At 70.8% G+C, this 12446-nt stretch carries 11 protein-coding genes; all 11 read left to right on the top strand.

The features are described from left to right. Positions 1-72 precede the first annotated feature (72 nt). The 11 genes from ACL02T_RS12460 (at position 73) to ACL02T_RS12410 (ending at position 12320) form a co-directional block, all read left to right on the top strand. The gene (locus ACL02T_RS12460) at positions 73-1368 is read left to right on the top strand and encodes a multidrug effflux MFS transporter (RefSeq protein ID WP_412830834.1); all 1296 of its coding nucleotides are present in this window, start codon (positions 73-75) and stop codon (positions 1366-1368) included. Positions 1369-1382: 14 nt separating this feature from the next. Continuing rightward, entirely contained in the window at positions 1383-2663 is a 1281-nt protein-coding gene (locus tag ACL02T_RS12455) for an NtaA/DmoA family FMN-dependent monooxygenase (RefSeq protein WP_412830833.1), read from the top strand. 135 nt (positions 2664-2798) lie between these two features. Beyond that, positions 2799-4088, top strand: a complete 1290-nt coding sequence (locus ACL02T_RS12450) for an NtaA/DmoA family FMN-dependent monooxygenase (protein ID WP_412830832.1) — start codon at positions 2799-2801, stop codon at positions 4086-4088. Between the two features lie 24 nt (positions 4089-4112). Further along, positions 4113-5396, top strand: coding sequence for an NtaA/DmoA family FMN-dependent monooxygenase (locus tag ACL02T_RS12445; protein WP_412830831.1), 1284 nt, complete (start codon positions 4113-4115; stop codon positions 5394-5396). A gap of 28 nt (positions 5397-5424) precedes the next feature. Then, positions 5425-6210 (top strand): GntR family transcriptional regulator, encoded by a 786-nt coding sequence (locus ACL02T_RS12440; protein WP_412830830.1) that lies wholly within the window; start codon positions 5425-5427, stop codon positions 6208-6210. 178 nt (positions 6211-6388) lie between these two features. After that, a complete protein-coding gene (locus ACL02T_RS12435; protein ID WP_412830829.1) occupies positions 6389-7318 on the top strand; it encodes an ABC transporter ATP-binding protein in 930 nt (309 codons plus the stop codon). After that, positions 7315-8112: an ABC transporter ATP-binding protein gene (locus ACL02T_RS12430; protein ID WP_412830828.1), complete on the top strand. Its 798-nt coding sequence runs from the start codon at positions 7315-7317 to the stop codon at positions 8110-8112. The genes ACL02T_RS12435 and ACL02T_RS12430 overlap by 4 nt, the downstream gene beginning before the upstream one ends. After that, positions 8109-9161 carry an ABC transporter permease gene (locus ACL02T_RS12425; protein ID WP_412830827.1) on the top strand — a complete coding sequence of 351 codons (1053 nt, stop codon included), beginning with the start codon at positions 8109-8111 and terminating at the stop codon, positions 9159-9161. Before ACL02T_RS12430 ends, ACL02T_RS12425 begins: the two co-directional genes overlap by 4 nt. Positions 9162-9163: 2 nt before the next feature. Further along, positions 9164-10018 (top strand): ABC transporter permease, encoded by an 855-nt coding sequence (locus tag ACL02T_RS12420; RefSeq protein ID WP_412830826.1) that lies wholly within the window; start codon positions 9164-9166, stop codon positions 10016-10018. Between the two features lie 61 nt (positions 10019-10079). Continuing rightward, positions 10080-11723, top strand: a complete 1644-nt coding sequence (locus tag ACL02T_RS12415) for an ABC transporter substrate-binding protein (RefSeq protein WP_412830825.1) — start codon at positions 10080-10082, stop codon at positions 11721-11723. A 66-nt stretch (positions 11724-11789) separates the two neighbouring features. Then, positions 11790-12320 carry a UTRA domain-containing protein gene (locus ACL02T_RS12410; protein ID WP_412830824.1) on the top strand — a complete coding sequence of 177 codons (531 nt, stop codon included), beginning with the start codon at positions 11790-11792 and terminating at the stop codon, positions 12318-12320. Positions 12321-12446: the final 126 nt, after the last annotated feature.

The raw sequence follows: 12446 nt of genomic DNA, 5'->3' as shown, positions 1-12446 counted from the left end.
GCAACGACGACGGACCACGGTCACCCCTGAGGCTCCCGCGGCGTGCGGGCGCCCCGGCGGGAACGAGGGACAGTGGTCGATGCGAGCGCGACACGCCAGGCCGGAGGAACCGGCGACGTCCCGGAAGGCCGGATCGGCTTCCGCCGCGCAGTGCTGGTGCTGGGCGTCCTCAGCTGGCTCGGCCCCTTCTCCCTCGACGCCTACACTCCCGCCTTCCCCGCCATCGCCGACGACTACCGGACCGACGCCGCGGCCGTCCAATTGACGCTGACCGCGCTGGTCGTGGGCCTCGCGGTTGGGCAGCTGGTGTGCGGTGCGCTGACCGACGCCTACGGCCGCCGCCGTCCGCTGCTGTGGAGCCTGGTCGCCTACGCACTCGCGACGGCCGGGTGCGCGATCGCCCCGGACGTCTGGACCTTGACCGCGGCCCGGTTCGCGCAGGGCGCCACGGTCGCGATGGCGATGGTGGTCGGACGCGCGGCGGCGCGGGACCTCTTCGAGGGCCGCACCCTTGCCCGCTGCTACTCCGCCATCTCCGCGGTGACCGCGATCGCGCCCGCCGTCGGCCCGCTCGTCGGGTCCCAGCTGCTGCTCGCGGGATCCTGGCGGTGGATCTTCGTGGCGGTGACCGGGATGGCAGTCGGGGCGCTGGTGCTCTCGGCGCTCCTGCTGCCCGAGACCGCGCCTCCGCGTGAGCGGGTCCGGGCGGGAGCCCAGCTGCGTGAGTCCCTGGCCGCGTTCGGCGGATTGCTGCGCAGCGCGGGGTTCCGACGGACGGCGCTGACCCTCGGCCTGTCCAGCGCGGTCGGGCTCACCTACGTGGCCGGGGCGCCGTTCCTGCTGCAGGAGGGGTTCGGCCTGACCCCGAGCCAGTTCGGCCTGGTCTTCGTGGGCAACGCGCTCACCCTGGTGGTGGCCGCGACGATCAGCTCGCGCCTGTCCGGCCGGGTCGGCCCGCGGGCGGTGGCCCGCGCAGGGCTCGCCCTGCAGCTGCCCGCGACGGTGCTGTCGCCGGTCCTCGTGCTCGCCCACGTGCCCGTCGGGTTCGTGCTCGGGGCACTCGCGGCGATGGTCCTGGCCCACGGCCTCGTCCAGCCGAACCTGCTCACGCTGGGGATGCAGTCCGAGCCCGACCGGGCCGGGAGCGCCTCCGCCCTGCTCGGGATCGCTCAGTTCGTGTTGGGTGGGATCGCTGCGCCGCTGATCGCGACGCTGGGGATCGACATCGGCGTGGCCATGACCGGCGGCATGGTCGCGCTCTGCGCCGCGGCCTGTCTGGCGGCCGTCCGGCTGCCGGGTGCGCGCGGCCGGCGCAATGGACGCGTTGCCGTACCGATCCTCCCGGGTCACGGGCCGACGGTGCACTGATCCTCATGTTCCACATGGGTTGGTTCCTCAGCTACGCCGTGCAGGCCTGGCGGGCCCCGTTCTCCGGGCGGGCCGAGACGGACTGGATGGACCCTGGGCTCTACGTCGACACCGCGCGGTCGCTGGAGCGCGCCGGCTTCGACTACCTGATGTTCGAGGACGGCTCGTTCATCCCCGACGCCTTCGGCGGCTCCGCGAAGTGGTCTCTGGCCAACGCGATGACCGCGCCGAAGCACGATCCGCTCGCGCTGGTCGCCACCGTCGGCGCGGCGACGAGCCGCATCGGCGTGATCGCCACGATCACGACCACGTTCTACCCGCCGTTCCTCGCCGCCCGCCTGCTCACCACGCTGGACCACATCACCGACGGTCGCGTCGGTCTGAACCTGGTGACCTCGCACAACGTGCGGACCGCCCAGAACCACGGGCTCGTCGAGCAGATCGAGCACGACCAGCGTTACGCCATGGCGAGCGAGTGGATGGACGCCGTGTCCGCGCTCTGGGACTGCTGGGACGACGACGCCTTGGTCATGGACTCCGAGACCGGGGTGTTCGCCGACCACACAAAGGTCCGGCGCGCGGACTTCGCGGGCGAGCACTACCGCACCCGCGGCCCGCTCAACGTCCCGCCCGGACCGCAGCGCCGCCCCGTCGTCTGCCAGGCGGGCGGCTCGCCGGCGGGCCGGGACTTCGGCGCCCGGCACGCGGACACGATCATCGCCCAGGCCTACTCGGTCGAGGACATGAAGGCCTACCGCGCGGACATCGACGCCCGCGCCAGGGCCGCCGGCCGCGACCCCAGGGAGATCAAGGTCCTCTTCCTCGCCACCTTCACCTTCGGGGACACCGCCGGGCGGGCGGAGGAGAAGCGGCGGGCGAAGGAGGCGGTCGCCGCTGCGTCGATCGAGCCCAAGCTCGCTTCGCTGTCCTTCGCCAGCGGCATCGACTTCGGGGCATTCCCGCTCGATGAGCCCCTGCCGCAGATCCACACCGACGCCGCGCAGAGCGTCACTGCGCTGCACCTGCGCGGTACCGACGGCATGACGCTGCGCGAGATCGCGTCCCGCCGGATGACCGGAGCAGTGGAGTTCACCGGCACCCCGGACGGCGTCGCCGCGCAGATGGGCGAGGCCATGGCCGAGGCGGGCGGGGACGGCTTCCTGGTGCAGGCCCCGATCACCCGGCGGATCGTGGCGGAGATCGCCGATGGCCTGGGGCCTGCCCTGCGCAGGCGTGGCCTGATCCGGGACGGCTATGCCCACCCCACCCTCCGCGAGAACCTCCTGGCCTTCTGATGAGTCCCTCGACCTGGAAGAACGCGTTCGTGTCGGAGTGGCGCAATGGGGTTGGAACCACGAACGGCGTCACCGGTAACCGACAGCGACTGGAATCGGTGACGTACCGGACGGAGGGGATCTGACGTGTTTCACATGGGGTGGTTCCTCGGCCTCGGCTTCGGGGTCTACGGCTGGAACCAGACCTGGTCGGGCAACGTGCCGGCCGACGTCGGCAGGCCCGGTCTGTTCGCGGACATGGCGGCCTCGCTCGAGCGAGCCGGGTTCGACTACATGATGCTCGAGGACTCCTCGGTCGTGCCGGACGTCTACGGCGGCTCGATGGAGCACTCGCTGCGCACCGGGATCGTCCGCTTCGACCCGGTGCCCCTGGTTCCGCTGCTGGCGTCCCGGACGTCGAGGATCGGGATCATCGCCACCGTTGCGACGACCTTCTACCCGCCCTTCCTCGCGGCCCGGCTCTTCAGCACGCTCGACCACGTCACGAAGGGTCGGGTCGGCATCAACCTGGTCACCGCGAGCCCGCACGCCGCGGCGCAGAACTACGGGCTCGACAAGCACGTCGAGCACGACCTCCGCTACACGATGGCAGCGGAGTGGATGCAGCTCGTCGGCGAGCTGTGGGACTCCTGGGAGGACGGCGCGCTGCGGATGGACGAGGCCGCCGGCGTCTTCGTCGACCACGAGAAGGTTCATCCGGTCCACTTCGAGGGCCGGTTCCACAGGTCTCGCGGGCCGCTCAACACGCTGCCGGGTCCGCAGCGGCGTCCGGTCGTCTGCCAGGCGGGCGGGTCCCCCGCGGGCCGCGAGCTCGCTGCCGCGCACGCGGACACGGTGGTGTCGGCGGTCGTCGGGGTGGAGGCGATGAAGGAGTACCGCGAGGACATGTCGCGCAGAGCGATCGCGCACGGCCGCGGGCCGGAGGACATCAAGATCCTCTTCCTGGTCGACCCGGTGCTCGGGGACACCGACCGCGCGGCCCGGGAGCGCAAGCAGCGCCGCGAAGAGGCCCACGCCGCGAACCTCGAGGGTGCGCTCGCCGGGATGTCCTACGTGAGCGGCATGGACTTCTCGAAGTTCGACCCCGATGCCCCGCTGCCGGACATGTCCGGCAGCAACGGTCACCAGAGCACCGTGGCGGACTACGCGAAGGCAGGCGGCGGCGGGCGCACCCTGCGCGAGGTCGCCGCCACCCGCCGTGTCGTCGAGTCCATCGAGCTGGTCGGCTCGGCCGAGACCGTGGCCGCGCAGATGCAGGAAGCCATGGAGTACGCGGGCGGGGACGGCTTCCTGATCGGCTCTGCGCCCACGCGACGGACCATCGCCGAGATCGCCGACGGGCTCGCGCCCGTCCTGCGTCGCCGCGGTCTGATCCGCGACGGCTACCCCCACGACTCCTTCCGCGAGAACCTGCTCGCCTACTGAGAGAGGCCTCACCTGATGTTCCACATGGGATGGTTCCTGACCACCGGGTTCGGTGTCTACGGCTGGGACACGCCGTGGTCGGGCAACGTGCGCGACGACGTCGGTCGGCCGGACCTGTTCATCGACGCGGCGACCTCGCTGGAGCGAGCCGGGTTCGACTACATGATGTTCGAGGACTCCTCGGTCCTCCCGAACATCTTCGAGGGGTCGTTCGAGAGCTCCGTCGGCCGTGGCCAGACGATCCGCTTCGACCCGATGCCGCTGATGCCGCTCGTCGCGCAGGCCACGACACACATCGGGCTCATCGCCACGGCCGCGACGACCTTCTACCCGCCGTTCCTCGCGGCGCGGCTCTACCAGACGCTGGATCACCTGACGAAGGGGAGGATCGGGGTCAATCTGGTCACCGCGAGCCCGCACGCCGCGGCGCAGAACTACGGGCTCGACAAGCACGTCGAGCACGACAAGCGCTACGAGATGGCGGACGAGTGGATGCGCGCGGTCACCGCGCTCTGGGACACCTGGGAGCCCGACGCCCTGCGGCTCGACGAGCGCTCCGGCGTCTTCGCCGACCACGAGAAGGTCCACACCGCGGACTTCGTGGGCGAGTTCTACTCGACCCGCGGGCCGCTGAATCTCCCGCCCGGCCCGCAGCGCCGTCCGGTGGTGTGCCAGGCGGGCGGGTCCGGTGCGGGCCGCGACCTCGGGGCAGCGCACGCCGACACCATCGTCTCCGCGGTGGTCGGGGCGGACGCGATGAAGGAGTATCGCGACGACATCTCGCGGCGCATGATCGAGCACGACCGCAAGCCGCAGGACGTCAAGGTCATGTTCCTGGTCTCGCCCATCCTCGGGGAGACCGAGGAGGAGGCCCAGGAGAAGAAGGCCGCGATGCGGGCCGCCCAGAAGGCGAACGTCCGGGCTGCGCTCGCCGGGATGTCCTACTTCACGAGCATGGACTTCTCGAGGTTCGACCTCGACGCCCCCATGCCGGACCTGTCGAAGAACAACGGCCACCAGAGCACGATGGCCGACATGGCCAGATCGGGCCGGACGTTGCGTGAGATCGCGGAGAACCACCGGACGATCGAGTCCGTCGAGCTGGTCGGCACACCGGACTCCGTGGCCGTTCAGATGAAGGAGGTCATGGACCACGCCGGCGGGGACGGCTTCCTGATCGCGAGCCCCGTCACGCGCAAGAACGTGAGTGAGATCGCTGACGGTCTGGCCCCGGCGCTGCGGAAGCGCGGTCTCATTCGGAGTGACTACCCGCACGCCACCTTCCGGGAGAACCTCCTCGAGTTCTAGGCGGGCACAGGGCGCCGAAGGGAGCACGATGACCAGCGCGAGCGCGGACGCGATCGAGCAGGGTCGGATCGAACACGCGCGGCACTGGCGCCGCCGCAGGCCCCACCGGCGGGTCGCACCCCGCCGCGCCTACGAACAGCTCCGGTCGAGCATCCGCGTGGGCAGCGTGAGACCGGACGAGCAGCTCGCGGAGACGCTGCTCGGGGAGCAGCTGGGGGTGAGCCGCAACTCGATCCGGGCCGCCCTCCAGATGCTCGCGGTGGAGGGCCTGGTCGAGCGTCGGACGAAGACCGGGACCCGGCTCTCCCAACGCATCGTCGAGATCCCCGTCGGCGAGGTGCTGCCACGGGACGCGGGCGAGTACCCGGCGATCACCGTGCAGGAGCTGGGGCACGCCGTGGTGCGGCCGCCGGAGACGGTCCGGGTCCGGCTCGGGATCCCGGACCAGCCGGTCCTGGAGGTCGAGCAGCTCGCGGTGTGGCAGGGCGAGCCCCTCTACGTCCGCACCGGGTACTTGCCGCTGCGTGAGGACGCCGAGGTCATCCTCGCCAGGATGGCCGAGCTGCACGCGGACCTGCGGTCGTTCACGGACAGCTTCCGGTATCTGTTCGGCCGACCACCCGGACGCTGGGAGTGTGCGGTCGAGGCGATACCGGCGGTCACTCGGCTCGCCGGTCTCCTCGAGTTGGCGGCGGGCCGCCCGGTGCTGCTGCGCGAGCTCGTGATGTACGACGACCTCGGCGCCGTGCGGGAGTTCAGCTACACGCACCTGCGCGGCGACCGGGCCGCGCTCTCGACCACGGCGCGTCACTGACCAGTGACGATCCGGACCTTCCGGTGGCGCAATGGACCGGTTACCTGGCGCTCCGATCACGGGCAACATCGCGCTCGGAGGATTTCGGCACGCGGACGACACCCACTGAGGGCGCCTACGGCAGCCTCCCTCGTCACCTCCCCGGCGCACTCCGGGGTTCACACGAGAGGCGGATGCGATGATCACGTCCACTCTACCGGCCGGGTCCCGAGCGGGCGTGGCGGAGGTGGCCGGAACGGAGGACCCGAGATCCTCCGCACTGCTCGAGGTCACAGAGCTCACCGTCCGCTACGGCGGCGCCGCGGCCCCGGCCGTCCGGTCGGCGAGCTTCACGATCGGCCGCGGCGAGCGCGTCGCGCTGGTGGGGGAGTCCGGGTCCGGCAAGAGCACCCTGGGCATGGCGGTTGCGGGCTTCCTGACCGCGCCGGGTGCGGAGGTCTGCGCGGAGCGGATCGCGTTCGAGGGCGATCCCGTCGTCCGGCCCGCGGGCTCCCGGATCCCGGTCCGCACCGCCGGGATCTCGATGGTCTTCCAGGACGCGATGACCTCGTTGGACCCGGTGGCCACGATCGGCAGCCAACTGCGGACGGTGCTCGGCGCCGTCGAGCGACTGCCGCGACGGGCCGCCGTCGCGCAGGCCGAGGAGTGGCTGCACCGGGTCGGGCTCACCGACACCCGGCGCGTCATGCGGGCGCGGCCCTATGAGCTCTCCGGCGGCATGCGGCAGCGGGTGATGATCGCGCTCGCGCTGTGTGGCAGGCCCCGGCTCGTCATCGCCGACGAGCCGACGAGCGCGCTCGACGCGTCGTTGGCCAAGGCCACCATGGAGCTGTTGCTGGAGCTGTCCCGGGACCTCGGGACCTCGCTGCTGATCGTCAGCCACGACATCCACCTGTGCGCCGCGTACTCGGACCGGATGTTCGTGATGTACCACGGCGAGATCGTCGAGCAACTGCGGTCGGTGAGCGCCCTCGCGGACGCCCGCCACCCGTACAGCACCGGGCTGCTGCAGTGCGTCCCCACCCTCGACGACGCGCGCCGGGACACCCTTCCCACCCTCGACGAGGTCATGGCCCGGGCCGCCCTGCCCGAGGTGCGCGCGGGATGAACGACGACGCGTACCTGGAGGTGTCCGGGGTCACCAAGTGGTACGGCTCCACCCGGCACCGGCACACCGCCGTCGACGGTCTGGAGCTGGTCGTGGACCGCACGAGCCGCACCGGCGTGGTCGGGGAGTCCGGTTCGGGGAAGTCGACCCTGTCCCGGCTGCTCATCGGCCTGGAGCGCCCCTCGTCCGGAACCGTGGCCTTCAACGGCGTGCCGCTGCACCACATGCTGCGCAGCCGCACGGGCCGCACGACGTTCCGCCGGGCCGTGCAGTTCGTGGGACAGGACACGACGTCCTCGTTCGATCCCCGACGCCGGCTGCTGGACTCGCTCACCCGCCCCCTGCGAGACCTGCACCAGCTGAGTCCGGCCGAAGCGACGACCGCCGTGCTCGAGACGATCGTGTCCCTCGGTCTCCCCGAGGAGCTGGCCCACCGGTACCCCGCGCAGGTCTCCGGCGGTCAGCGACAACGGTTCGCGCTGGCCCGCTGCCTCGCGGTCCGACCGCAGATCCTGATCTGCGACGAGGTCGTGTCCGCACTGGACGTGTCGGTCCAGGGGGCGATCCTCAACCTGCTCAAACGGTACTGCGCCGAGCAGGAGGCGGGGCTGTTCTTCGTCTCGCACGGGTTGCCGGCGACGGCGTTCGTGGCCGACCGGATCATCGTCATGCACCGCGGCACGATCGTTGAGCAGGGCACGGTCGACGAGGTGCTCGACCACGCGCAGCACCCCTACACACGCAGCCTGCTCGAGGCCCACGAGGTGGGCTCGGCCCTGCGGGTAGCGTCATGAGTGCCGTGCTGGACGGGCTGCGCCACCAGCGCTGGTGGATCGCCCGGGTCGCGGCACTGCCGCTGCACCTACTGGTGTTCGTGATCGCGACGTTCTTCCTGGTCCGCGCGGTGCCCGGCGATCCCGTGCTGATCTTGCTGGGGCAGAACTACACCCCGGAGACCTACGCCGCGATGCAGTCGCAGCTCGGGTTGGACGGCTCGCTGCTCGCTCAGCTCGGGAACTACCTCGCGAACGTGGTGCGCCTCGACCTGGGCGAGTCGCTGATGACGGGCAGGCCCGTGCTCACCGAGATCCGAGACCGGCTCCCCGCCACCCTGGAGCTGGCCTTCCTCGCGCTGGTCTGCGCGATCGTGGTCAGCATCGCGGCGGCCTACTTCGTGGTCATGAAGCCGGCGAACCCGGTGTCCCGGGTGCTGCGCGGCTACGCCCGCGCGGCGGGGGCGATCCCCGAGTACGTGCTCGCGATCATCGCCATCTTCGTGTTCTACGCAACGCTGCAGTGGGCGCCGGCCCCGGTGGGGCGGCTGGCGATCGAGGTGATCTCCCCACCCTCGGTCACCGGCTTCCCGCTGGTCGACGCCCTGATCGACGGCAATCCGGAGGCATTCACCTCCATCCTGGGGCACCTGGTTCTTCCGGTGGGCGTGATGGTGCTCGCCCAGTCCGCGCTCCTGGTGAAGCTGCTGGTCCATGGTCTGGAGGAGCAGCTCGACGCCCCACCGACGCTGTTCCGGATCGCCTCCGGCGCTCCGCGTCGCGCGGCGGTCGCCAGTGCCTTCCGCCGGGCAGCCCCGCCGGTCGTGACGATGGCGGGGACGCTGTTCGGCTACATGCTCGGCGGCGCCGTCGTGCTGGAGAGCCTCTTCGGGTTCACCGGTATGGGCCAGTACGCGGTGGATGCGATGAACACCGGCGACGTGATCGCCACCCAGGGCTTCCTGCTGGTCATCGCCGCGCTCGCGCTCGTCGTGTTCCTGGTGGTGGACCTGCTCAACATGATCGTGGATCCGCGGCGCAGGCCCGGCGTCGGGGCGGAAGGGAACTAGAGATGGCGACCCTCGCTGTATCCGAGCCGGCCACCACCCCGCAGACCACCGTCCTGCTGCGCACCTGGTGGCCGCTGCTGCCCATGCTCCTCATCATGGCGATCGGCCTGGTCGGTCCGCTGTTCGTGCCCCACGACCCGGAGCGCGTCGTCGGGGACAGCTCCGTCGCGCCGAACGGCGAATTCTGGTTCGGCACCGACGCTTCAGGGCTCGACGTCTTCTCCCGCACGATCGTCGCCACTCGGGTCAACCTGCTCATCGCGCTGGCCGTGGCGGTGCTCGCCACCCTGATCGGCAGCGCAGTGGGCCTGGTCATCGGGATGAACGAGGCCCGTCGTGGCCCGCTGGGCTGGCTCGCCCGGGGCGGCGCCCGCGTCGTCGACCTCGCCGAGGCGGTACCCGCCGTGCTGCTCGGCCTGGTGGTGATCGCGCTGTTCGGGGCCACACCTTGGACGCTGACCGTCGCGCTCGCCTTCATCCTCTCGCCGATCCAGATCCGGCTCGTTCGCACCGAGGTGCTGCGGGTGCGCAAGGAGGCCTACCTCGACGCCGCCCGGATCGGCGGGGCCACCGAGTGGGCGCTGACCCTGCGGCACGTGCTGCCGAACTCGGTGCGGCCCGCCTGGGAGAACGCCTCGGTGGTCTTCGCGGTCAGCATCATCGTGACAGCCGCGCTCGGTTTCGTCGGCGTCGGGCTGCCGCCGCCCACGCCCGAGTGGGGGTCGATGTTGTCCGCCGGCGCCCAGGACGCCGTCGTCGGCCGGTGGTGGGCCGCCACCTTCCCCGCGCTCGCCCTCGCGAGCACCGTCGCCGCCTTCGCCGGTGGCACGGCCGCCCTGCTCAAGCGGCTGCGTTAGTCCCCGCCCCCGCAGTATCCCCGCGCTCGTCCCCGCTGTTGCCCCCCTCCAGGAGACACCCATGTCCCGACCATCCACCCGACTGCGCGTGCTGGCGGCCGTCGCGGCCGTCGCCGCCCTGGTGACCGCCTGCGGCGGCAGCTCCGGATCCGGCGGAGGCGACGGCTCGACGATCGTCGAGGCCGTCGCGGCCGTGCCCGGCGGCCTCGCGTTCGACGCGAAGCCAGGCGGGTACGAGGCCTTCGAGTACACCCTGCTCACCGGCGCGACCCTGATCCGCAACCCGTACGTCCAGGCGTCGGACGACCCCAACGCCAAGACCCAGGATCTCTACGCCTTCGAGGGCGTGCTGGCCGAGCGCTACGAGCTGAGCCCCGACCAGAAGACCTTCACCTTCCACCTGCGCCAGGGCGTCCTCAGCCAAGCGGGCAACCCGTTCAACGCCGACGACGTCATCTACTCCTACCAGCGCAAGTGGAAGACCGCGAGCATCGCGAAGGCGATCTCGTTCCCCGCGATCGCGGACCCGGACACCCAGCTCAAGAAGATCGACGACTACACCGTGTCGTGGACCGTGGCCGAGGTCGGGCACGGCTTCCCGCTACTCGCGGTGATCTCGAAGATCAGCGGCGAGATCTACGACAAGGAGTTGCTCGAGCAGCACGCCACGGCGGACGACCCCTACGCCGTGAACTGGTCGAACACGAACGGCAACTTCGGGTTCGGGCCGTACATCATGGAGTCCTACCAGGACGGACAGCAGATCACCTACCGGGCCAACCCGAACTACCCGCTGGGTAGGCCCGCCACGGAGCGGATCATCCAGCGCGTGGTGCCGGACGCTGCCAACCGGGCCTCGCTGGTCCGCAACGGTGACGTCGACGTAGCGGTGCAGCTGCGCCCGTCGGACGTCCAGGACCTGAGCACGACCCAGGGCGTCACCACGTTCACGGCCGACACCAACAACTTCCTCTGGGCCTTCATGCAGACCCAGACCGCGCCGTTCGACGACGTCCGGGTGCGGCAGGCCATGTTCAAGGCGATCCCGTACCAGCAGATCATCGACCAGGTCTACAAGGGACGGGCCAATCCCGTCGTCGGGTTGCTCAATCCGCAGGCGCCCAACTACGTCTCCACCGGGCTCGTCGACCAGGACTACGACCCGGAGGGCGCCAGGGCGCTGCTCGCCGAGGCCGGGCACACCGCCCCGGTGCCGATCACGATCCTGATGAGCAACGCCGTGCCTGACCTGCAGGAGGCGGCGGTCCAGATCCAGTCCTTCGCCACCGATGCCGGCTTCGCCGTCACCCTCGATGTGGTGCCGCCCGCGGTGTTCCAGGAGCGGCAGAACAGCAAGCAGTTCCAGATGATGATGATGCGCGACATGTCGGTGTCCTACGAGTCGCCGCCGTACAGCCTGCTCCTGGCCTACAACGAGACCGTCGACGCCCGGAACTCCACGATGTGGCGCGACCCGGCGTACTACGAGGCGGTGAAGAAGGGCGTCTCGGCGGGCGATGCGCTCTCCCCGGAAGCCATGGCCTATTGGAACCAGGCCGAACAGGTCTGGCAGGCGGGACGCCCGCAGGTGCAGATCGCGAAGGCCCAGCCGCTGATGGCCTTCGCCAACGGCGTCACCGGTTTCGTGCACCGCACGGACAACGTGCTCGACTTCAGCGTGATGTCCAAGCCCGCGAGCGACTGACGGTCCCGGGGTCGCCGGGTCGGGAGTGCACCCGGCCCGGCGACTCTCCGTCGGAAAGGAGGGGCCGTGGAGCCCCGGTGCGTCAGTGACCTGCGGGTGCCGCTGGGGGAGCTGATCCCGCCGGAGCTCAGCGCCCGCACCGGCGACCAGCGGATCGAGGTGCGGGAGATCGAGCACGCGATCGTTGACGCCACGCCGTACGTGCGGGAGCGACTCGAACGCGTCGAGAGCCAGATGTTCATGCTGGAACAGCTGGTGAGCTACGGGGACGAGCCGCTCTACGTGCGGGTCGGCTACCTGCCGGTCGACGTCCCCCGGCTGTCCGCGAGGGTGATCGAGATCGATCGGGGGGCGCGGATCCCGCCGCTCGGCAAGGTCTTCGAGTCCCTCTACGGTGTGCCGTTCGGCGGGCACGAGACCGTGGTCGAGGCGGTTCCGTGCGAGCCGCGCACCGCAAGGTTGCTCGGGGTGCCCGAGGGCGACCCGATCCTGCTCAGGGAGATGCTCACCCGCGACGCGGACGGGGTGCCGTGGGAGCTCAGCTACACGCACTACCGTGGCGACATCCACACCCTCGTCTCCGAGGGGGCCCCATAGAACGTTCCTGCTCCGGCCGGACGCCGAGAACTGGCCTGAGGGCGGCGAGACCGACCTCATGGAGATCTCCGATTCCAGCCAGCCGCCAGTACGAGACACCGATGCCGGCGCTCACGCCCGGCCGGG

The sequence above is a fragment of the Pseudonocardia oceanicola genome (assembly GCF_047200735.1).
In the GTDB taxonomy this organism is placed as follows: Bacteria; Actinomycetota; Actinomycetes; order Mycobacteriales; family Pseudonocardiaceae; genus Pseudonocardia.
The sequence above is the reverse complement of the archived record's forward strand: the minus strand, read 5'-3'. Positions and strand labels throughout refer to the sequence as shown.

Bases quoted from the DNA above. Each gene is read 5' to 3' on its own strand.
- ACL02T_RS12455 (WP_412830833.1), top strand. From the start codon at position 1,383: ATGGGTTGGTTCCTCAGCTACGCCGTGCAGGCCTGGCGGGCCCCGTTC.
- ACL02T_RS12450 (WP_412830832.1), top strand. From the start codon at position 2,799: ATGGGGTGGTTCCTCGGCCTCGGCTTCGGGGTCTACGGCTGGAACCAG.
- ACL02T_RS12445 (WP_412830831.1), top strand. From the start codon at position 4,113: ATGGGATGGTTCCTGACCACCGGGTTCGGTGTCTACGGCTGGGACACG.
- ACL02T_RS12440 (WP_412830830.1), top strand. From the start codon at position 5,425: ATGACCAGCGCGAGCGCGGACGCGATCGAGCAGGGTCGGATCGAACAC.
- ACL02T_RS12435 (WP_412830829.1), top strand. From the start codon at position 6,389: ATGATCACGTCCACTCTACCGGCCGGGTCCCGAGCGGGCGTGGCGGAG.
- ACL02T_RS12430 (WP_412830828.1), top strand. From the start codon at position 7,315: ATGAACGACGACGCGTACCTGGAGGTGTCCGGGGTCACCAAGTGGTAC.
- ACL02T_RS12425 (WP_412830827.1), top strand. From the start codon at position 8,109: ATGAGTGCCGTGCTGGACGGGCTGCGCCACCAGCGCTGGTGGATCGCC.
- ACL02T_RS12420 (WP_412830826.1), top strand. From the start codon at position 9,164: ATGGCGACCCTCGCTGTATCCGAGCCGGCCACCACCCCGCAGACCACC.
- ACL02T_RS12415 (WP_412830825.1), top strand. From the start codon at position 10,080: ATGTCCCGACCATCCACCCGACTGCGCGTGCTGGCGGCCGTCGCGGCC.